The 21,091-nt window shown below is 51.6% G+C and carries 15 protein-coding genes; 8 read left to right on the top strand and 7 right to left on the bottom strand.

From position 1 onward, the window contains the following. Window positions 1–31: 31 nt before the first annotated feature. A complete protein-coding gene (locus ACQ4M4_RS00340) occupies window positions 32–721 on the bottom strand; it encodes an SAM-dependent methyltransferase (RefSeq protein ID WP_430682449.1) in 690 nt (229 codons plus the stop codon). Window positions 722–1,185: 464 nt separating this feature from the next. Between ACQ4M4_RS00340 and ACQ4M4_RS00335 the strand changes: the two genes are divergently transcribed. After that, the gene (locus ACQ4M4_RS00335) at window positions 1,186–2,736 is read left to right on the top strand and encodes a mercuric reductase (RefSeq protein WP_430682448.1); all 1,551 of its coding nucleotides are present in this window, start codon (window positions 1,186–1,188) and stop codon (window positions 2,734–2,736) included. A 211-nt stretch (window positions 2,737–2,947) separates the two neighbouring features. Continuing rightward, window positions 2,948–3,805 (top strand): TVP38/TMEM64 family protein, encoded by an 858-nt coding sequence (locus ACQ4M4_RS00330; RefSeq protein ID WP_430682447.1) that lies wholly within the window; start codon window positions 2,948–2,950, stop codon window positions 3,803–3,805. Window positions 3,806–3,982: 177 nt separating this feature from the next. Here the strand turns inward: ACQ4M4_RS00330 and ACQ4M4_RS00325 are convergent, their stop codons facing one another. The 3 genes from ACQ4M4_RS00325 to ACQ4M4_RS00315 all read right to left on the bottom strand — a co-directional run bounded on the left by ACQ4M4_RS00325 (window position 3,983) and on the right by ACQ4M4_RS00315 (window position 6,607). After that, window positions 3,983–4,867: a hypothetical protein gene (locus tag ACQ4M4_RS00325; protein WP_430682446.1), complete on the bottom strand. Its 885-nt coding sequence runs from the start codon at window positions 4,865–4,867 to the stop codon at window positions 3,983–3,985. 211 nt (window positions 4,868–5,078) lie between these two features. Beyond that, window positions 5,079–5,750: a hypothetical protein gene (locus ACQ4M4_RS00320; protein WP_430682445.1), complete on the bottom strand. Its 672-nt coding sequence runs from the start codon at window positions 5,748–5,750 to the stop codon at window positions 5,079–5,081. Between the two features lie 380 nt (window positions 5,751–6,130). Then, a complete protein-coding gene (locus ACQ4M4_RS00315) occupies window positions 6,131–6,607 on the bottom strand; it encodes a hypothetical protein (RefSeq protein WP_430682444.1) in 477 nt (158 codons plus the stop codon). A 902-nt stretch (window positions 6,608–7,509) separates the two neighbouring features. Between ACQ4M4_RS00315 and ACQ4M4_RS00310 the strand changes: the two genes are divergently transcribed. The 5 genes from ACQ4M4_RS00310 to ACQ4M4_RS00290 all read left to right on the top strand — a co-directional run bounded on the left by ACQ4M4_RS00310 (window position 7,510) and on the right by ACQ4M4_RS00290 (window position 16,464). Continuing rightward, complete coding sequence (locus ACQ4M4_RS00310) at window positions 7,510–8,046, top strand: DUF937 domain-containing protein (protein ID WP_430682443.1); 537 nt, start codon at window positions 7,510–7,512, stop codon at window positions 8,044–8,046. Between the two features lie 354 nt (window positions 8,047–8,400). After that, the gene (locus tag ACQ4M4_RS00305; RefSeq protein ID WP_430682442.1) at window positions 8,401–9,789 is read left to right on the top strand and encodes a DUF4912 domain-containing protein; all 1,389 of its coding nucleotides are present in this window, start codon (window positions 8,401–8,403) and stop codon (window positions 9,787–9,789) included. Window positions 9,790–10,290: 501 nt separating this feature from the next. Then, a complete protein-coding gene (locus tag ACQ4M4_RS00300) occupies window positions 10,291–11,484 on the top strand; it encodes a response regulator (protein ID WP_430682441.1) in 1,194 nt (397 codons plus the stop codon). A 53-nt stretch (window positions 11,485–11,537) separates the two neighbouring features. Continuing rightward, window positions 11,538–15,302 carry a PAS domain S-box protein gene (locus tag ACQ4M4_RS00295; protein WP_430682440.1) on the top strand — a complete coding sequence of 1,255 codons (3,765 nt, stop codon included), beginning with the start codon at window positions 11,538–11,540 and terminating at the stop codon, window positions 15,300–15,302. 784 nt (window positions 15,303–16,086) lie between these two features. Further along, window positions 16,087–16,464, top strand: a complete 378-nt coding sequence (locus ACQ4M4_RS00290; protein ID WP_430682439.1) for a response regulator — start codon at window positions 16,087–16,089, stop codon at window positions 16,462–16,464. A 177-nt stretch (window positions 16,465–16,641) separates the two neighbouring features. Here the strand turns inward: ACQ4M4_RS00290 and ACQ4M4_RS00285 are convergent, their stop codons facing one another. From ACQ4M4_RS00285 to fraC, 3 genes are all read right to left on the bottom strand, one after another. Continuing rightward, window positions 16,642–17,421, bottom strand: coding sequence for an ABC transporter permease (locus ACQ4M4_RS00285; protein WP_430682438.1), 780 nt, complete (start codon window positions 17,419–17,421; stop codon window positions 16,642–16,644). Further along, window positions 17,418–18,416 (bottom strand): DUF5357 family protein, encoded by a 999-nt coding sequence (locus tag ACQ4M4_RS00280; protein ID WP_430682437.1) that lies wholly within the window; start codon window positions 18,414–18,416, stop codon window positions 17,418–17,420. The genes ACQ4M4_RS00285 and ACQ4M4_RS00280 overlap by 4 nt, the downstream gene beginning before the upstream one ends. A gap of 364 nt (window positions 18,417–18,780) precedes the next feature. Then, on the bottom strand, window positions 18,781–19,332 hold the full coding sequence (gene fraC / locus ACQ4M4_RS00275) for a filament integrity protein FraC (RefSeq protein ID WP_430682436.1): 552 nt from the start codon (window positions 19,330–19,332) through the stop codon (window positions 18,781–18,783). A gap of 187 nt (window positions 19,333–19,519) precedes the next feature. Between fraC and ACQ4M4_RS00270 the strand changes: the two genes are divergently transcribed. Continuing rightward, a complete protein-coding gene (locus tag ACQ4M4_RS00270) occupies window positions 19,520–20,665 on the top strand; it encodes a cob(I)yrinic acid a,c-diamide adenosyltransferase (protein ID WP_430682435.1) in 1,146 nt (381 codons plus the stop codon). Window positions 20,666–21,091: the final 426 nt, after the last annotated feature.

The raw sequence follows: 21,091 nt of genomic DNA, 5'->3' as shown, positions 1-21,091 counted from the left end.
CACTTTAGGGTGGCTGGTTCTTTTTTGCGATTTAGCTTGGAGGGCGACAAATCTGGAGCATTTGGTTGCCGCCGCGTTGCAGCTCGTAAGCAACCGTTTGGATGCTGTATTGATACCCATTGGTGCGCAGCATGGACAGCACCGCAGGCAAATGGGGAGATGGCGATCGCATCAGGGTCAGCAATGGAAAGATTCGCACCTCACGGCATACCCGCAACAACTCGCGAACAGAATCGAGGTGGAATTGTTCATCAAAATGCTCGGAGTAGAGGAACAAAAAGTGAGAGCATAACCCCAGCTCAAACTCATGGTTTGGGTAAGGTAAGTGCGGCAGTTCACCCAGCCTGTAGCGGTTTTCGAGCTGGCCTTGCTCAAAGTCTTGGCAAAAGAGTTCCGTCACCCGCTCTCGGTGGGTTCTTAAGTGTGCGGGCGAGGAATGATAGCTCCACACCCAGGCATTTGGCGATCGCTCGATTTGCCCAATCACATCTTCCACAACCGCAGTAAAGCGATCGCGAATTTGACTGGCTGTGAATTTGTAAAGTGGATCAATGGATGTAATGCGATAGCCTAAGCGAGTCCCCTCCGCGTTAAAACTGGCGGGGCCGTCTCCAACCCCCAGAATTTGTTTTTGGAGATCCTGCTCACTCAGGTTAAACATGTGGCTGTACTCATCGAGCGATCGCCCAAACGGAACCACATTCTCCAATTGCATTGCCATCGCACTGACTCCTTCACTTGCGCTAATGCAGGCGAGACGGGCGCTCAACACTTATAGCTGTCGCCAGCGTTGAGACAAGGACCTTTTGGGGGATGGCGAAGCCATCCCCTAAAAGGTCCTAATCAAACTGGCTATCGCTATACCTATCAACCTGGCTCACCAAAGTCTTTTCATCCTTCCACGAAGCCCAGCTTGGGATCTTCACCCGAAAGATTATGAATTTAGGACGATTGGGAAGCTTCTAATCCTTGCAAGGTATGGTTAACGTCAGTTTCGGTTCAGGTCTTTTCTGAGGTTCGCACGGCACGCAAACCTCAGAAAAGACCATTTTTGCGTGCGCATTGCGCACGCAAAAATGGGCACTTCAGCTTATCCATAACTCACGTTATGGTTATGGTGCGTCACGGTACCGTGTGTGGTGAAGCATGCACGGTGATCGCCCTTCCCCCTACCCTCTCCCCACCATGACTTCTTCAATTCACCAGGAGCCCGCACTTCAACCGCTGAATGAGTACAATCAAGCGCTGATGGCCCATGTGCATCCGCCCGATTGGGTGAATCCATCGCCAGCGGAACGATACGACTTGGTAGTCATTGGCGCTGGCACAGCAGGTCTGGTTGTGGCCGCCGGAGCCGCCGGGCTGGGACTGGGCTTAAAAATTGCCATTATTGAAAGAAGCTTGATGGGCGGCGATTGCCTAAACGTGGGCTGCATCCCCTCCAAGTGCTTAATTCGTTCATCGCGAGTGGCTGCGGATATGCGCACATCTGCTCCGTTTGGCATTCAGCCACCAGAGACCGTTGAGGTCGATTTTGCAGCGGTAATGCAGCGTATGCGGCAAATTCGGGCTGGCATTAGCCATCACGACTCAGCAGCCCGATTTCGGGATTTGGGGATTGATGTGTTTTTGGGAAGTGGCGAGTTTGTGAATGAGGGAGCGATCGCCGTTGACAATCGCCAACTCCGCTTCAAAAAAGCTGTCATTGCGACTGGGGCCCGTGCAACGCATCCCGATATTCCCGGCTTAGCGGAAGCGGGATATCTCACAAATGAAACTGTCTTTTCGTTAACCGTGCAGCCCCGACGTTTTGCCGTGATTGGGGGTGGCCCCATTGGCTGTGAGCTGGCGCAGGCATTTCGGCGTCTTGGTAGTGAAGTGGCGATCGTGCATAAAAATGCTCATTTACTCGATCGCGAAGATGCCGACGCAGCAGAACTGGTGCAGCAACAGTTTCTTCAAGAGGGCGTGAACCTCATTTTGAACAGCACGGTAGAACGAATTGAAATTACTGAGACTGGCAAGCGGTTGTACTGTCGCCAAGCAGATCACTCCACTCAAACTATCGAAGTGGATGAAATCTTAATCGGGGCAGGACGAACTCCCAATGTGAGTGGACTGAATTTAGACGCAGCGAATGTGCAATATGACGCACGCAAGGGCGTTGTTGTGAATGATTATTTACAGACAACGAACCCCAAAATTTATGCTGCTGGCGATATTTGTATGAACTGGAAATTTACCCATGCAGCCGATGCTGCTGCACGGATTGTGATCAAGAACTTGCTGTTTTCTCCGTTTGGGTTTGGGCGGAGTAAGTTGAGCAGTTTGGTGATGCCGTGGGTCACATATACCGATCCAGAAATTGCCCATGTGGGTTTGTACGAAGCGGAAGCAAAGGCAAACGGCGTAGAGACGGATACGATTTTGATTCCGTTCTCCAAGTTGGATCGGGCGTTGGCTGATGGCGAGCCCGAGGGGTTTGCCAAGATATTGCATCGGCGCGGCTCGGATCAGATTTTGGGGGCGACGATTGTGGCTCGTCATGCCGGTGAAATGATCAGTGAGGTGACGCTGGCGATGGTCACAAAGCAAGGATTAAATGCCCTGTCGGGCGTGATTCATCCCTATCCCACTCAGGCAGAAGCCATTCGCAAAGCGGCCGATGCCTATCGCCGTACTTTGCTGACGCCTCGCACCCAGGCGCTCCTCAGAATATTGACTCGATTCAGTTAGTACTCTGCCACGTAGGTTTTGATAGGCTGCAAACCTTTAAAACCGCTCCAATATCACCGTTTTCGGGGTTTTACAGCCTGTCACAACCCATGTGGTAGTCTACTAGAGGATGGCGATAGGACGGGATAATGCCTTAGTTGGGTTTTGATGAGGGAAGTTTTTAGGCGTTTCTCAGTGGATTCTCACTTTCTCTTCTTGTTTGCATTCCAAGATGGATGCATTCGTTGGTTGGGTTGTGGCCATGATGCACAATGTAGATGGGGTTCGTTTTGGGAGCGGTGCACAAAAGCTGGAACGCCTGTTGTTTCAGCCGTTGCTGAAATCGATGTTGAAACCTGTGTCGAAACCTTATCGCTTGGCCTTGCGCAGTTTGACGGTGGGGGCGATCGCCTATTTTATGGTGACGTTGCCCGCTTGGGCACAAGGTGCAGAGAATGCTGCATCATGGAGCCTGCAAGATTTGCTGCGCAACGCCTTGGCCTGGATTGATGGCCTGGGCGTGATTGGCGGATTGGCATTTATTGGAATTTACATTGTTGCAACGGTTGCGTTTTTGCCAGGTTCGATTCTGACCTTGGGTGCTGGGGTGGTGTTTGGCGTGCTGGCGGGCTCGGTGTATGTGTTTATTGGGGCTACTTTGGGCGCGATCGCCGCATTTTTGGTTGGGCGATATCTCGCACGCGGTTGGATCTATCAAAAAATTGAAGGCAATCAACGATTTTCGGCCATTGATCAAGCCGTTGCCGAAGAGGGCTCCAAAATTGTGTTGCTAACCCGCCTTTCGCCAGTGTTTCCGTTCAACTTGTTAAACTATGCATTCGGCATTACTGGCGTATCGCTCAAAGACTATGCTCTCGGTTCGGTGGGCATGATTCCTGGTACGGTGATGTATGTATATCTTGGTTCGCTGGCGGGCGATTTGGCACGCATTGGCAGCGAAAACCAACCCACCAATCCTACGGTGCAGTGGGCGATTCGAATTTTAGGATTTGTGGCAACGGTGGCTGTGACGGTGTATGTGACCCGAATTGCCCGAAAGGCGCTGGCAGAGCGGGTAAGTGAGTTATAGGTTCAGACATCCAGCCTACGAGTGCTGCCATTGCCTGGAGAACTATGCCTGCAAAAAGCCTCGACATGCGAAGGTCGAGGCTTTGTCGTTAGCGCGTTGTCGATGAGAGTAGGCTAGAGCGGATGTAAACGGATGCGATCGCTCCGTCCTTGCTTAGGGAGTCTAAGTGTAGAGAGTCTAAATTTCGGCGTAAGCGCGCTCAATCAACCGACGAGCCAGCGTTTGCGCCCCCGTGTGGCGATAGTACTTCACCGTGACATCGAGGAAGGCACCCAGGTAGTCGAGCTTATCTTCTGAAAATTCGACAAACTGGGTGAGATGGTCAAGCACTTTGCCCTGCGTCAACCCTTTGGATGTGACAAAGCCGTCAATCCAGCTCTTGGCACCTTCAAAGCTTTGGGTAATAAAGTTGTGCTTCTGCTTCGCATCGGAACCGGGAATCAGATCCCGAACGCCCTTAAAGGTTTGGTTGCTTTCAATTTCGGAGGGAGAGGTGCCACGCACGACGGAGAGCGCTTTGTCGGTAAAGCCGGCACCCAGAGGAATCAACCCATCGAAACAGGTGAGTGCTGCCATGCGCATGAGCGATTCGCCGCTGTAGTCGCCCAGAGCTGCCAAAAAATCGCCAATACTGTCGCCAGGGATGCCGTTAATTTGGCAAAAAGCCACCAGCTCGGTAACCAACTTCACCGTGAGGTCGATACTTTGGGCTTTTTCGGGCTTGGGGGTAATGTGCTTGAGAAAGCTCAAGAAGGAATCTTGCCCGATGCGGTTGGCAATGGCGGCAGTGCCCAACAAGCCCGATGCCGAGTCTACGGTTTCGTATAGCCACATGGCCCGCTGGTAGCCCTGGGATTTGTCGTTGTACAGGGCAACGGCGCGTTCGCCAATTTGCTGAATCAGGGCGGGGTCGTCTTCGCCAGTAATGGTTTTGATGGTGTTGTCAAAGCCAACTAGGTTGTTCCACTGGCCGGGAACGACGAAGTCGAGCGATCGCAACGCAATAACCGTTGGCCCACCTGTTGGCAGCTCATCGACCAGCTTAAAAATTGGTTTACTCACAATACACTCCTTAAAATTCCTTTCAACACAGCAAGGTTCGCAAATGGACAAACCGGAGAACGGCTCGACAAGGGCGATCGCACACCGCAAAAGTTCTCTGCGGCAAAGCGGACTCAACAGCACGCCGTCCCCCCGTTTTGACGACTAGCCTTATGGTGTTGTTCGTCCTGGTGTTCCGGTTTGGCCTAAAGATGCCTTGGGCAATCTGCCATTACCCTGCAGGTTGGGGTGACAACACTGGAGGAAGCTTGGGAGCAATGCTGGGCTTGTTGTTCGGCAGCAGAGCTTTGTTTGCTGCGGTTCCTTCGAGCTTGGCAATGCCTCGTAGATCAAACTTTTGCAACCAGTCTACTCGGTCTTCGCGGGTAAATGATGGGTCGCGCGACATGACCTTAATTTGGTAGCGATCGTTCACCAAAATTCCGGTTGTGGTGCTGCCTTGCTCAACGGTAGGGTAGCCCGCAATTTGCTCTGTGGCGCTTTGGTACTTGACGGCTGCCGTTGGCAGGCTAATGGTGTCATTAATGCTGAGCATGGCAACGGTTTTGCCATCTTTGTTGACTTTATATTCGGCAAAGCCTTTCTTCTCTTGGGATGGAATCACGTCAAATCCCTTGAGGCTAGGAAAGAATTGATTAAACGTGGAGCCTTTTTCGGCATCCTTGGCTACAGCTTTGGGCGCGCCCCAGCCGGTGGTGTCTTTTTGCACTTGCTCGTAAGGGGAAGGCGCTTTGGAGCAGGCAGTTACAAACAGCAGCAGGCTTAAGCATAAAGCCATGCAAACTTTAAGCCATCGGGCTGAAACCATGCATTTTTCTCCTGAAAATGGGGTGGCTACTGAATAGGGTAACGGCGATCGCCCATAGAGTGCGGGCTTGTACATGAACGGTCATATAGCTACGGTCATACCGTCTACAGGTCATACTGCTCGTGCGGTCATCACCCTATTTTTAGGATGTTTTAGGATGAATCCCATCAAGATTGAACCTGAAGTGGCAACGCTGATGGAGCCCTGACACTGCAAACGGTTGCCTGTCATGCCTGTTATTGAGGAACGAAATTGATCCTAGATGCTCTTTCAGCATGGTGGATGGTGGCAAGGTTGCGCAAACATCCAAAGGTGGATTGCATCCAATTGGCGATGAATTTGGCGAAAAGTAAATAAGGCTTATGCACTTCATCCGAAAACCCAGGGGGTTGAATGATTTTTTGAGCGCTAAGCGCTCAAAAAATTTAAGTCCTAGCAAATTTAAATTGATAGGGTTATAGGGCCAACGCAGCTTTGAGTTTGCTGAGGGCATCGGCCTCCTCGACGCTAACTTTTGTTTTACCGCTGCCAAACAACCCGCTGCCGGCTGCGTTGGCTACGGCCTCGGCAGCGGTGTAAATGAGCTGTTTGTATTCTGCAATTTCTGCATCGGTGGCCTTGCCGTTGAGCGCGGCCAGCGCAGACTGAATGGAGGCGATCGCTTGATCCACAACGGCACCAGATTGTACATCTTCGGGTGTGACTTGAGGTTTTTCTAGCTGAACAGCTCCACTGCGAATTACCTCTTCTGCAAACACGGACTGAATTACCGAATTGTTGGGATATTTTTGAGCAGCAGAGGCAATTTCTTTTGACATTGCGGTAGCTTCAATGGCCGTGGATACCACCCCAAAATCTGCCAGTGCAACGGCTAAACCCGCCATCATTGGAGCTGCGGCAAGGGTCGATAGTTCGCTGCTTGAGTAAGTCATAGAGTTACTTCCTATTTAAGAATTGATTCAGTTCTAGCCTGGCAAACCAAGCCTGAAATGATAAGTAAAAAACATAAGAAACTGCTAAAGAAAACGTATGCTGCAGCCGTCAAGCGTTATGCCCAATTCTTTCATGACCGCCCCCAATCTGGGGCTTGAGGTTGAGCCCTGAATGCCTGTTCATACCAGATGAATAGGTACAGAGTTAACTGATGTAGACTAGCGGATATTTGGTGGCTCGTTCACTCTATCTTTCGATAACTTTATCTTGATTTTTTCCCTAAACTTTTGGGACATTCAAATTGAGGAACTCAGCCAAAAAATGAGCGATCGCCCCTATTGAACTAGTTATTGCTTTTGAGGAAAATATTGGGTGCGACTTTTGGAAAATGGATAAATTTGGCTGCAAGTCTTTCCTGTGAAAGGACTATCTTCATTATGGCAGAATGAATAATTTGAATTTATCTAAATATTGTCGCTCAAGTTGTTTCATAATTTCTTACCACTTTCTTATGATCTTGTTTTACGCTCTATCACGATATTGATCGGTGGTGTGAGATCGCTGATATGACGAACGACATCTTCTAGTAAGCCCACTTTCAGTTAAGACAAAAGAGCTGAATCGTGCTGAGCTGGAGTGGAGTGATGACGTGTTCCTCAACCATGACATTTTAGATTGATTTAAAAGTTGTCAGTCTTATATATTGTCCTCACTAGCTGCTCAATGGCTTCTCGCGGCTGCATGGAAACAAGATTGAGTAATGTTTTTGTTGTACTGGAATGCTTGTTCAGCTCGGTTAATCAACGAGTTAACGGTTAATCAACGAGTTAACGTTTTGTTTCTAGTTTGAACTATTGGGTCGTCATATTTCGGCACTAATTCCGTTAACAGTGTGGTCATTATGGGACTATTTTTTGACATTTTGAGTTCTATTAATCACCCCAATCAGCAGGGCAGCGCTGATCAGCTGAGTACGGTGGTGGGTGCTGTGCAGCAGCTATCGGCAAGCCATGGAATTAGCCCATCAACCATGCAGTCAACGATGTCGGTTTTGGGCAGCTTATTGCGTCCAGCACTTCAGCAGCAGGCTGCAATTCCGGGTGGTTTGTCGTCTTTGGAGGGAATGTTGAGTCAGGTTGCAAGCCATGGTGAGGCTAGCGCACCCTTGCTCCAGTCTTGGGTAACCCCACAGCTACAACAGCAAATGGCTACCGCGATTGCCCAACGAACGGGATTGAATACAGCCATGTTACAAAGTGCACTACCTGGCCTCGTTGCGTCGGTGATGGGCTTGTTGAATATGGGTGCCAGTCGGCCCGGCATGGGAAGTGCTAACCCTGTGCTAGAGGCCTTTTTGGATGGCGATCGCGATGAAGATGCAGACTTGGGGGATGTCATCAAATTTGCGAGTCGTTTTGTGAATGTTCCTGCTTCGTAATACAGGGCTGAAACGGATTGTGCTATCTCCAACTTGGTTGGGTGTGATGTTTAGCTCTTGTTGATTTGTGTTGATCTTGTTGCTCAACCTGGCAGTTTGTAACGATGAATCGCGTATTGATCATTATTCTTTGAATCTTGTGAGCATCCCCTCGCTAATTCCATATTGATTTCTATTGAGAACTCCGCGTTGCGTACTCAGCAGACTGTCTAGCGTGTGTTAATCCAATTCATCATTTCTGTCATAGTTGCGATCGCTCTTTAATTCAGGTTGAACGCTTTCAGTGTTTTGTACTTTATTCCTGCTTGTCTTCATTCGCTGTGCTGTCAATCCTTGGAACAAGGGGGATATCTGATGAGAAACCTCGCGCGCCAGAAGGTTCCCGTGGCTGCGGCTGTAACGGTGTGCTCTATCCTCTCTATCCCTGTAACTGCGACGGCGATGATTTGTTGGCCCTTGATACCTTCGACCTTGGCCCAAGCCGCCTCCCTAGGCTTCCTAATGCTAAAAGCAGTACCCAGTGCCCCAATGGTTACCATTGCCAGTTCGACCAACATCGACACTGCCAACAACGCTGCAAGGCGGCGATTTGAGCAACAGCTTGATGGGAAGGTTGTGGCTGCGACTGACTGCAATCACATCGAAGCGCTGCAACAAGTGCTGCGTGAGGATAGGAATTTTGCCGTGACCAGCCCCATGTCAACGGAGGTGGCCCCTTCTGCCTCGCGGGTGTGGTGGTTGCTGCTGCCGTTGCTGGGAATGCCTCTACTACTGTGGCTGTTTTGTGATCGGGGGAATGCTCCGTTGGCCGCTGCGAAACCGACGCCCTTTTGTCCGCGCATCATGTTCACTCTGCACAATCAAAAAGATGGCTATGCCTGTTGGGAAATTCCGGCAGAGTGCCAGCAAGACCTGCGCCATGCTGACGGTCAACCGTTGGTGCTGCGGCTGTACGATGTGACCGATATTGCAGACATGAATCGGCAAATGCCCCACAGCGTCTACGAGTTTAGCGTGATCGATGGTATGCAAGATCGCCATGTTCCCATTCCCATGGACAACCGGGACTATTTGGTGGAACTGGGCTATACCACTGCCGAGGGTCAATGGTTAGCGTTGGCGCGGTCTGCTCGTGTGCAGGTGCCTGCCTATGCGGTAGGCGATCCCCATACGGGAGGGAGGATTGTACCCGGAGGGTCTTCTATTGAGCCGGCGATCGCCACTCCGACACCCCAATCCCTCACCAACCCGGTGCTGAACCGACTAGGCGAAGGGCCATCGCCCCGTTTGATGACCGTGGCTAACGCGACATTTCCTGCAGCCAGAGCAACCAATGCCGCAGTTTCAGGAGCGGTCATGTTGGCTCAATCGAGGACGGGCGATCGCCGTGTGCGGAGCATGCCTGACGAGAGGGCTGCCAGCCGAATCATTCTGGTATTACGCAGTGCAAACGATGCCTATGTGTATTGGGAAATTGACCCAGCCGATCGCGCCGAGGTGAAACAGATGGGCGGCAGGCACATGCAGCTTCGGGTATACGAAGTCATGGGTATCGATAGGGGCGAGACTTCTGTTTCCAGCTTCCAAATCTACGATGTGGACGAGCTTGAGCAAGATCGGCATGTTCCCATTTGGGTGGGCGATCGCCACTATATTGCCGAAGTGGGATACATTACCGAGCATGATCAGTGGTTGGGTATCATTCGCTCTGCACCCAATTGGGTTTCTGCTAAAAGCACATAACTTTCCTAAAGCAAAAATTTAGGACTAGATAAGGCTGCAATCTGGCCGCTCTTGAACCTAAGAGTGGCGTTTTTATGGGTACTGTGCTGCGTAAATAGGACGAGCGATCGCTGAACGCATTCTTATCATTCGGATGCGTTCGTTTGTGGATGGAATGATGTGCCTGATGGAGAGCGAGTACAGCAGGTGTCAGCTCTTCATAACGCTCTAAATTCTGGCAAAGGAATTTCATCTTTCTGATGGGCTCCCTTAAAAGGGACAGACATCATACTTTTAGGAGATTGATCGGTTCGATGGCTGAAGGGTGGAAGCAGCGGAACTCATATTTTGCCGATCGCCTGGGAAATCGTAACAAAATCGTCGGTTTATTCCCACTAAGATTTAGTTTGTTGAGCGCGTTCCTACCATAACAAGCCAACTTATGTAATCCCTTCTTGCAAAGTGATAAGAAATTGATAAAGATATTGAGTAGATTCACGTAGATATCTAATGGATTGCAGGATGACTACGATAAAAATCCTGGTTGTTGAAGATGATGTTTTAATAAGTAACGTTTTAGTTAATTTACTGAAAGCTCAGCGCTACCTGGTCACTCAGGTGGCCGATGGCAAGAAAGGATTGGAGTGGGCGATCGCCCAAAGCTTCGATTTAATTTTGCTAGATCTGTTAATTCCTGGATTGGATGGGATTAGCGTCTGTCAGCAGCTGCGATCGCGGCAGATTTCCACCCCCATTCTGATGCTGACCGCCCGAAACTCCAACGTGGATGTGGTAAAAGGGCTGGATGCTGGAGCCGATGATTACGTGACCAAGCCCTACGATCCGGGGGTACTACTGGCTCGCATTCGGCGCTTGCTGCGGCGCAACACCCCAGATGCCAACTCCACGGTGCTGTCTTGGGGGGATCTCGCGCTTGACCCTACCTCGGCTAAGGTCACGTTTGGGGCTCGCCTAGTGGCGTTAACCCCCAAGGAATACAGTTTACTGGAGCTACTGTTGCGAAATCCTCATCGCATCTTTAGCCGGAGCACCATCATCGATCGGCTGTGGACGATTGATGACTCCCCCAGTGAAAATGCCGTGACCAACCTCATCAAGGATCTGCGTCGCAAGCTAAAAGCTGTTGGCTTACAGTCTGACTTGGTAGAAACGGTTTACGGATTGGGCTATCGACTGAATACGGTGCCGTCTGCCCCAGCAGATGCTGCAATCAAGCCGCCCCATTCAGAAAGTTCATCAGCGAATTCAACGGTGGTATCGTCGGCCATGAGCCGTGAGCCTGAGCCAGATCTTGCTGAAGCTTCTGGTCCATCCGTTGCTCAGCTTCAGCAAGATCTGGCGTCGATGCGCTCGGTGCTGTTGCGGTATCGCCATACATTTGCCCAGCAAGTTGCCCAGCTTGAGCAAGTGCCGTATCGTGGATGCGATCGCTTTGCCAGCGAATCCAGTCGTCTGTGGGCTCAACAAGAGGCTCACAAACTGGTCGGTGGCTTGGGGACCTTTGGCTATCCCCATGCATCAACCATTGCTGCCGAGCTGGAAGCATTGCTGTCTTCCCCATCGCTGTCGGCTCAGCAGTACGAGCGCTACTTGGCACTACTGGCCCAGATTAAGCAAGAGTTAGCTCAACCCCCTGTTCCCTGGTTAGATGAGCCAGAGCTGCGGAGTGTTCCCGTTGGGGTAAGACGACGATAGCTCTGTCGATGCGGTGCTAGAGAGTCCCCATCGTCCTCAATTGGCGCTTGTGCATGATCGACAAAGCGTATTTTCGCCAGTTAATTGGCTTTCGTTTTCGAGGGTTGCCTGTGACCGTGCCGTTAAAGGTGGCGCTGGCGATTCCACTGGCTCTCAACCTCATGGCAATTGTCAGCCTGGTGGGATATTTATCCTACCGGAGTGGCCAGCGAACGGTGGAGCTGCTGGCGCGGCACCTTGTGACCGAATTCTCTAACCGGATTGAGCAAACCATTGAATCTCGCCTTGCCATCTCAGAACAGCTCAATCGCTTGAATGTGGCAGAGCTTCAGTCGGGAGCTGTCAGTTGGCGGGAGATTGCTGGGCTGGAGGCTGCGTTTATTCGCCAGCTGCGCACGTTTGAGGAGGTTGATGCGATCGCGCTGTTGGAGCGGAACGGCAGTGTGCTTTCGGTAGAACAGCGCGAAGGTGAGCGCTATCTGCTAGAGCATGTGACCCAGCAGTCCAATGGTTGGCAGCATCGCCACATCAGCATTGATGCAACGGATCAACGACGAGTGCTGGATGTTGTTGCGATGAATTCGACAACCGCCTCGCAACGCCTGCGGCCCCTGTTGGCTGGGGCAAGTGCTACGGAGTTTGGCGACTTGCGTGGGGTTGCGGCAGACACGACTGCCCTAAAGGCGTGGAGCGTGGCCATGTCTGGGCGATCGCTCTCGATACGGCCCAGACTCACCTTGCAGCATGTGCAGTGGATTGAGGGCGATGCGCAACAGCCCCAGGCGCTATTGGCAACCCAGCTGTATTTGAGTCAACTCAGCAGTTTCCTTCAATCTTTGGATCTAGGCAGTGGGGGACAAGCCTTTATTGTGGATCACCAGGGCAATTTGATTGCCACCTCCACCCGAGAGCCCTTGATGCAGCGGCAAGATAACTCTGCTCGCGTTTCTGCGGAGATTGCGCCTCAGGCCAATGCAACATGGCAGCGGGTTGCGGCGCTTCATAGCACCCATCCACTCACCCGCATGGCCGCAGCTCAACTGGCGATCGCGGCTCAAGACACCTCATCCAATACCTCGTTTCAGCCACTCGATTTTCATTGGCAGGGACACCGCTACTTTGCCGCCGCAAAGGCATTTCAGCCTCGGCCAGGGCTCGCATGGCACATAGTAACGGTCATTCCAGAAACCGAGTTTTTGACCGAAATCCATGCCAACCTGAATCGCACTATTCGCCTAATCGGGGTAACGCTGCTGCTCTCTACTGCAGCGGCTTTGGTGCTGGCCCGACTCATTAGTACTCCCATTCTCAACCTCAACCGATCGGTTCAACAGCTCGCCCAAGATGACTTTAATTTATTGCTAAGGCAAACTACCTGCATTCGCGAACTCAGCGAGCTAGAGGCTGGTGTGGTGCACATGGCTCAGCAGCTAAAAGAGCTGTTTACCCATGCAGAGTCGGCGCTGCGGGTTTCCAACGAAAAGTTTGCCAAGATCTTTCACATGAGTCCCAGTGCTAGCACCATTTCCACGCTGGATACGGGCAGGCTAATCGAAGTGAATCAAAGCTTTTGTCAGCTGATTGGGCGCGATCGCGACAGCATTATTGGTTCCACAACGGTAGACATGGGCATTTGGCCAACGGAGCAGGCACGGCAGCAAGCTCTGCAGCAGGTCTACCACACCGGTTCCTGCCGCAATGTGGAAGTGTGCTTTCAGCATCCCTCAGGCGAAACTCGCACTGCGATCATCTTTGCCGAAAAAATTCGGCTCTGGAGTCGCGATTGTTTGCTGACGGTGGCGTACGACATTACCGAGCGCAAATGTGCGGTCGAAGCGTTGGAACGCAGTGAAAACCGATTGCGTCTGCTAACCGATGCGCTGCCTGTGTACATCGCCTATCTCGATACCAACCAGCGCTACCGATTTGTCAACAAAACCTATGAGACCCGGTTTGGCCTCTCTCGCCAAGAGATTTGCGGACAGCATATTCGCCATGTGATTGGCGAGGTGAGCTACAGCCTAGTGTGTGGCTACATTGAGCAAGCGCTTGCAGGCCAGTCGGTCGAGTACGAAGTGGCGGTTCCCCTGACAGAGGAGGAACGGTCGGCGATCGCGGCCAAGTCCAAGTGTCCCGCTGTGAACGATATTGCCTATCGCTACCTGTCAACGGTGCTGGTGCCCGATGTGAATGATCAGGGACAGGTGGTTGGGGTTTACAGCCTGGTGACCGACATTAGCGATCGCAAACGGGCCGAAGAAGCCTTGCGCCAGAGCGAGGTGCGCAATCGGGCCGTGCTGTCGGCGATTCCCGATTTAATGATGTTGATTCGCAGCGATGGGCTGTTTGTGGATTCGGTCCGCAGCAATGGCATTCTGGATGCGGTGCCCGAATCGGTAAACCCCATTGGGCGCTACGTTAGCGAATTTTTTGGTAAAGAGCACACGACCAGCAAAATTCAAGCGATTCAGCGGGCGATCGCCACGGGACAAGTGCAAATCTACGAGCAAAAGCTCACCATTCATCACACCCCGCAGTACGAAGAAGTGCGCGTTGTACCCTATAACGCCGACACGGCCCTACTCATGATTCGCAACATTACCGATCGCAAGCGCATTGAAGAAGCCCTGCGCCAAAGCGAAGAGCGGTTTCGCTTTGCGTTTGACTATGCCGGAGTGGGCATGGCGATCGTGGGGTTGGATGGTCGATTTTTGCAGGTGAATCAGGCCCTTTGCGACATTGTGGGCTATTCCGAAACCGACATGCTGACGATGCAATTTTTGGACATTACCCACACACAGGATCTGGAAAAAACCCTAGAGCTAGATTGTCAGTTATTGGAGGGGAGCCTTCGCTGTTACCAGATCGAGAAGCGCTATGTGCATCAGCGGGGTCATGTGGTGTGGGTGCTGATCATTGTGTCGTTGGTGCGCGACAGCGACGGCAAACCCCTCTATTTCCTAGAGCAAATTCAAGATATTAGCGATCGCCGTGTCATTCAGGAACTTAAGGATGAGTTTTTATCCATTGTCAGCCACGAACTCCGAACGCCGCTCACCTCCATTCAGGGCTCGATCGGCCTCCTCAAAACGGGCATTTACGATGCCCAACCCCAAAAGGCCCAGCTCATGATGGATATTGCCGTGCAGGAGTGCGAACGCTTGGTGCGCCTCGTCAACGATATTTTAGATTTGGAGCGCTTAAATTCGGGTCGGGTGCTGTTGGAAATGGAACCGTGCTGGGTGCCTATGCTGGTACAACGGGCGATCGATGGCATTCAGGCGATCGCCGACACGGCCCATATCTCAATCACCCACACCGTTTGCGACGAGTATATATGGGGCAATCCCGATGCCATTTTGCAAATGCTGACCAACCTGTTGGGCAATGCGATTAAGTTTTCGCCACCTGACAGCACGGTGCACATTTGCGCCGAACGGCTGGACCCTGCCGACCCACTGCTGGCAGCGCTCCCGACGGCTAACAGCTGGCTCAAGCCTGAATCCGTGAAAACCGTGCCAACAACTCACCCAGAGCCAGCCCTATCCTGGCCCCATACGACGGCAATTTCCTATGTCAAGTTCGCTGTGAGCGATCGCGGACGAGGCATTCCTTCTGACAAGCTGGGTCTCATTTTTGAGCGGTTCCAACAAGTGGATGCCTCAGATTCCCGCCAGCGGGGTGGATCTGGTTTGGGATTGGCGATTTGCCAGTCCATCATTCAGCAACATGGCGGCAAAATTTGGGTAGATAGCGTGGTGGGCGAAGGCAGCACGTTTTACTTTACGCTGCCTATTACGGTAACGGTTGGAGCATGAGCTAAATGCGGCCCCAATCGTTGGTACGCGATGACCGTGGAAGCGACATAGCAAATCGTCGAAAGCCGTGTGCAGATTGCGTAAAGCTGCAGGGTTGCGAAGTGGTGCTCGCCATTTGGCGGAAGACAAGCTCTGTACTTTGGTTTCACAATAGGTTCGTGCAGCAACTTAGGAGAGATATCAGGTTTCAACACAGTCCTCACATGCGCTAAGCATCGTCTAAAGGTCTTATTTATGTGCTGACCCAATTTAATCTCCCCTCTGACCTTTGCTAAATTCCAGTTATTTTTTCTATCTCTCTATGAGGTAGGCGCATGGCGTTGATTTGCAATGCTGCGATCGCCCTGCCCATCAGCAGTAATGCCAGGGCCAGCTTTGGCCACTGCTCTTAAATCTACTGTGAACGTTGTCTGTCGTCTTTATGGGTGATAGCCGGCTCGTTTACGATAGCTGTAGTGACTTGGCTAGAACCGACGCACTTCTAGTTTCAACACTAGAAGGTTAGGAAGCTTAGGTTAGCAACTGCTAGCTTGTGCTGTTGAACAGCGTCGTTTCCCGAATTGAAAGCACAGAATTGCGCGATGGAAGCTCCGCAGTGCGTCAGTGGGCTCGCCTGACTGACGATGGTGCTGCGGTTTTTAATATTACGCTCTGCTGTTGCCAATTCAGCACTACCCCTGTTTCGTTGCCATATTAGGTCCCCCAACTTCGATGGTTGTAGTTATGGTCAACATTGCCCCATTCCCTTGCTTAAAGTTGTGTTCCTTATTTCGCAGTGCATTCTATGTCCAAGCGTATTTTGTTAATCGAAGACGAAGAGCGCATTCGCGCTGTTGTTCAGGCCTGCCTTGAAGATTTGGGAAAATGGCACGTCATTTTAGCCGCATCGGGAGATGACGGATTGAAATTGGCAGATCAGCATTTTTTGGATGCCATTTTGTTAGATATTTCGATGCCAGATTTGGATGGATTTGAAATTTGCGATCGCCTTAAAGCGAACCCAGCTACGCAGAGCATTCCCATTGTGCTGCTGACGGCCAAAACCCTTCCCAGCGATCGCGCCCGATTTGCCAAAATGGAAATTGCTGGCATCATTTCCAAACCATTCAACCCACTATCCCTCTGTCAACTGCTCAGCGACATTTTGGGTTGGGAACTATAACGACGAATCGATTCCATTTCTACTAAACCGATACAGCCGCCTCCAAACTCAGATTTGGGGGCGGCTGCGTTTTGGGGATGGTAGTTGGTGAGTGGGGTGCCTGTGGTACCCCTAGGATCGACGCTTTGAACCGGGTGAGCAAGCCCCACACGTTGCCGGAGTTGGGCGATGGGTGGGCTAGAACTGGCGTTTGGAGAAGATGACCGTGGCGATCGCCAGCAGAAGCGCAATATACACCACGGCATAGATGCCATTGGTCAATAGCTGTATGGGCTCCGGCAGAAGCGATACGCCATAGATAGCCTGATTTTTGAGATTGAGACGTGCCAAATCGGGCAATACCAAATACAAAAACTCAGTGACCCGTTGTAAGCCCGCGCTTTGGCTAATTTCGCCAAACTTGAGCAAATCGCGGCTGAGCTGCCCCATTAAGTACACCCCAACGGTGAGCAGGGTTGCCAAGAGTGAACTGGAAAACACCCCAAACAAAATCGCGACCGCTGTAATGAGCGATAGCTCCAAAAATTGGAAGACTTCGGTGATCAGCAAGCTCCCCATGGGATAAGGCACTTGATAAAACTGAAGGATGAGGAACAAAATAAGCGTCATGGCGGCGACCAGCAGCGCCAGCACGGCTGATAGTCCCAAATGTTTACCCACAATAAATTCGATGCGACTGACGGGTTTGGCAATCAGCACGTACACGGTGCGCCGCTCAATTTCTTTGTTAATGAGCCCGGTGCCCAAAAAGATCGCAATGACCAAGCCCACCAGGTTGATGGCGGCCAAGCCTAAGTCCAACAAAATTTTGTCTTCGGTTCCAGCCGAAACCTGGGGCAGAAAGGAGCCGATCGCCACTAGTCCAATGGCAAATAAGCCCACCAAGTAGAGAATGCGATCGCGAATCACCTCGCGAAATACATTGGTAGCAATCACAAACACGCGACCCAAACTCACCCTTCTACTCCTGTTTGTGCTGATGAATCCACAAAAATGATATCGCTGACCGGCAAACATTCTAACTGGGCGATCGGTTCTGGTGGCGCGGCCCCTGCGGTGTTGGGGGCCAATGCCGTGGAGTTTGGCAATTGGCGGATAACACAGGTTTTTTGAATGTAGTAGCCCTGGGCGCTAGAGCTTGGCCCCTGCCAAAACGACTGTAAGTTGAGCGTGTATTCTGTCTCGCGAGTTTGGGGAGGCACCACACCGCGAAAGGCCCAGAGCGAATCCTCGGTGGTGGGCTCTACCTGTTGCAAAACGGCCAGCCGCAGTGTTTCGATGCTGGTGCTCATGTTGTAGAGCCAGGCTTCTACCTCCGACCAGCGCCGTCCTTCTAACTGTTGCCGCAGCATGGGTTCTGCCAGGTTGAGCAGCACCATGCCACGAGGCTGGGTTGGCCCACCTTCTTGGTCAAGCCGCACGACAAAAGCACTTCGCCCAAAGTCGTCGGCAAGCAGGCTGGGATAGTCGGTGAGCCAATCCTGCACTAAAAAGTGAAATCGAAACCAGCAGCTCAACATCAAACTAATGAGGGTGAGAATGATGGCATATTGCCGGGTGGATGGGTCGGGAATGCTGAAGTTGAGCGTTGGAAAGAAGAGGGGTGTGATGGCGATCGCCGCAGAAATGATGGGCCAGCTAATGAGTGCTAGTTGAAATGAGTTTTCGCCCCAGCCTTGAAACAGCAGCACACAGGCCAATGCGCCCGTAATCCACGGCCCGGGACGAAACACAAACCCCAAAATATTGACTCGTGTGCTCCAGGTAGACCAGCCCAAACCCGTCGTGAGAAACAACCAGCCGAGCCGGGCCAACAGTTCTTTGAGCAATGGCGTGATACTCAGAAACGCCAAAATCCACGAAAACAAACTCAGCAGCACCAAGGTTTGCCACGATAGCGCCTGTGGGGGCTTTAGCTGAGACCAAATTTGATCGAAAATCAGTTTTAGCACGGTGCCGACAGGTCAAGGGAATGGGGCGAATGGACCACGCTCCAGTGTATCTAGAGCCTGAAGCACTGATCTAAATTTCTATACAACAGCAGACGACATCCTGGTAGATGCAACGCCTCTAGTTCTATTCAACTTCTACAGGACTGACGCAGTTGAATGATGTTTGCATCATTCAAGCCCCTGGTTTTTCGTCTAAAGTACGTAAGTTCTATTCTATTCAACCAAAAAGCAGGTTGGCGGGGATGGATTTTGGGGGAGCATTTGAGGCTGCGGACGGAGCGCGATCGCCTATCTCTCTTTATATGAATATGCTCTCCCTATTGTGAACTCCCTGTTGCGAACAGGTCACTCAGGCTACCCCTGGCTAAAGCACTGGAACATTGACAAACAGCATGCGCGTAAACAAGAGCAGCAGGATAGCAGTATAGCTAAAGGCATTGGCTGACAAAAGAGCGCTAGCCTGCCGGGGTTGCCGTGGTAAGCCAGATTGTTGTTTTTTGCGGGAGCCTAGGCGGTTTTTGCGCAAAGTTTTTTCTTGCTGCGTGGCCAAATCCTGTGGGGTTGTGAGCAAAAGCTCTAATTGCTGAAGCCCCAGCAACTTAATGATAAAGCTGGTGAAGAAAATGATGAATCCCGCCAGGATGAACCAAAATACGGTATCGGTTGACCAGCGATCAAAAAAGATGAAGTTCAGCAGTTGCGCTTTGACGGGTGGCCGCAAAAATGGCTCAAATCCAAAGAACAAGAACCAACCGACCGCGACGGTGAGTAGGTTGAGGGTCATTGCGTACTGGGCGGCCTTTTTGGGGACGAGTTTGAGCTCCCGCTGCAAGACATGGGCCTCAATGGCGATCGCCAACAGCAAAAACATCGCTTGAAATGCAACAGCCCGCAGCGGCAGAACAGAAAAGAACATGGGTTTTAAAGGATCTCGGTATACTATCGATAGTGGATAATTTCCATCGGAAATGGTTTTCCCCACTATTGGTAGCGATCGCTGATACGAATCACGACATTGCACGGGGCGGCACGCAGCACCGCATTGATGGGGCGATCGCTCAGGCACGGCACGCTAGTTTGATGTTTGCTAGAATCATCCCCTCATGAACAATCTTACGACCATGACACGAAACGGTATCGGAATTCGGACTGCGCAGAACCGCTCTGAGCGCTTGGTCGGGCAAATTCATGTGTATGATGGCGCAGGAAAAGGCAAGTCACAAGTGGCGCTAGGAGTGGTGCTGCGCTCGATTGGGTTAGGGATTCATGCGTATGATCAGTCCCGGGTGTTGCTGCTGCGATTTCTGAAGGGGCCTGGCCGCACCTATGACGAAGATGCCGCGATCGAAGCTTTGCAGCGAGGGTTTCCGCACCTGATCGACCAGGTGCGAACAGGGCGTGCCGAATTTTTTGGGGCGGAGGATGTCACCCGGTTTGACAAGCTAGAGGCGCAGCGCGGTTGGGATGTGGCCAAGGGCGCGATCGCCTCGGGGTTGTACTCGGTGGTGGTGCTGGATGAGCTAAACCCAGTGCTCGACCTGGGCTTGCTCTCGGTTGAAGAGGTGGTCAAAGCCATCAAGAACAAGCCGCCAGAGTTGGAAGTTATTGCAACGGGCCGGGGTGCGCCCCAAGATTTGCTAGATATTGCCGATTTACACTCTGAAATGCGACCCCACGTGCACGCCAACGCCAACGGCATTGAAGGGGTCGAAATCTACACCGGGGCTGGAAAAGGAAAATCGACCAGTGCGCTGGGCAAGGCACTACAGGCCATTGGCAAAGGCATTAGCCAAGATAAGTCGCACCGAGTGCTCATTATGCAGTGGTTGAAGGGTGGAGCGGGATATACCGAAGATGCGGCGATCGCCGCCTTGCAGCAGAGCTACCCCAACTTGGTTGATCATCAGCGCTGTGGTCGAGATGCCATTGTGTGGCGAGGTCAGCAGCAGGAGCTGGATTATGTAGAGGCTGAGCGTGGTTGGGAAATTGCCCGAGCAGCGATCGCCTCTGGTTTGTACAAAACCATTATTTTGGATGAACTCAACCCAACGGTGGATTTGGAACTGTTGCCCCAAGAACCCATTGTGCAAGCCTTGCTGCGCAAACCCCGCGATACCGAAGTCATCATTACTGGACGGTGCAAAAATCCGCCAACTTACTTTGATGTGGCGAGCGTTCATTCCGAGGTGTACTGCCACAAACACTATGCCGAAAAAGGCGTTGACCTGAAGCGGGGTGTCGATTTTTAAGCCAACACACACGCGATATACCGTCATTCCAAATTCGGTAAATTGCCAGACCCAAAGCTCCTGATAGACCTCTGTGATGAATCGTTGTGCGGATTCCCTGCACAACGATTTTTGCATGGTCTGTCGCTTTTCTGAGGTTTGCGCATCGCGCAGGCAAAAATGTCCTTGTCTCAACTAAACCTGAATTTTGGATAAGCGGAAGTGCCCATTTCTGCGTGCGCGACGCGTACGCAGAAATGGGCTTTTCTGAGGTTTGCGCGTCGCGCAAACCTCAGAAAAGCTCTTAACCGAAACTGACGTTCAACTAAGCTGGCGACAGCTATAGAAGAGGATGGAGTACATGAGCCAATGCTGACTCAATGCTTACATGATGAATAAACTTATTGTTCAAACACCCAATCTATTCCTTTAGTCGTAGTGTTCTCT

Source organism: Leptolyngbya sp. AN02str (assembly GCF_050565595.1).
In the GTDB taxonomy this organism is placed as follows: Bacteria; Cyanobacteriota; Cyanobacteriia; order Elainellales; family Elainellaceae; genus Kaiparowitsia.
This window is presented reverse-complemented; position numbering and strand designations above follow the sequence as displayed.

Excerpts from the sequence above, each read along its gene's own strand:
- ACQ4M4_RS00330 (WP_430682447.1), top strand. The coding sequence starts at position 2,948 with ATGGATGCATTCGTTGGTTGGGTTGTGGCCATGATGCACAATGTAGAT.
- ACQ4M4_RS00305 (WP_430682442.1), top strand. The coding sequence starts at position 8,401 with ATGAGAAACCTCGCGCGCCAGAAGGTTCCCGTGGCTGCGGCTGTAACG.
- fraC (WP_430682436.1), bottom strand. The coding sequence starts at position 19,332 with ATGTTCTTTTCTGTTCTGCCGCTGCGGGCTGTTGCATTTCAAGCGATG.
- ACQ4M4_RS00300 (WP_430682441.1), top strand. The coding sequence starts at position 10,291 with ATGACTACGATAAAAATCCTGGTTGTTGAAGATGATGTTTTAATAAGT.
- ACQ4M4_RS00320 (WP_430682445.1), bottom strand. The coding sequence starts at position 5,750 with ATGTACAAGCCCGCACTCTATGGGCGATCGCCGTTACCCTATTCAGTA.
- ACQ4M4_RS00310 (WP_430682443.1), top strand. The coding sequence starts at position 7,510 with ATGGGACTATTTTTTGACATTTTGAGTTCTATTAATCACCCCAATCAG.
- ACQ4M4_RS00290 (WP_430682439.1), top strand. The coding sequence starts at position 16,087 with ATGTCCAAGCGTATTTTGTTAATCGAAGACGAAGAGCGCATTCGCGCT.
- ACQ4M4_RS00315 (WP_430682444.1), bottom strand. The coding sequence starts at position 6,607 with ATGACTTACTCAAGCAGCGAACTATCGACCCTTGCCGCAGCTCCAATG.
- ACQ4M4_RS00295 (WP_430682440.1), top strand. The coding sequence starts at position 11,538 with ATGATCGACAAAGCGTATTTTCGCCAGTTAATTGGCTTTCGTTTTCGA.
- ACQ4M4_RS00340 (WP_430682449.1), bottom strand. The coding sequence starts at position 721 with ATGGCAATGCAATTGGAGAATGTGGTTCCGTTTGGGCGATCGCTCGAT.
- ACQ4M4_RS00335 (WP_430682448.1), top strand. The coding sequence starts at position 1,186 with ATGACTTCTTCAATTCACCAGGAGCCCGCACTTCAACCGCTGAATGAG.
- ACQ4M4_RS00270 (WP_430682435.1), top strand. The coding sequence starts at position 19,520 with ATGAACAATCTTACGACCATGACACGAAACGGTATCGGAATTCGGACT.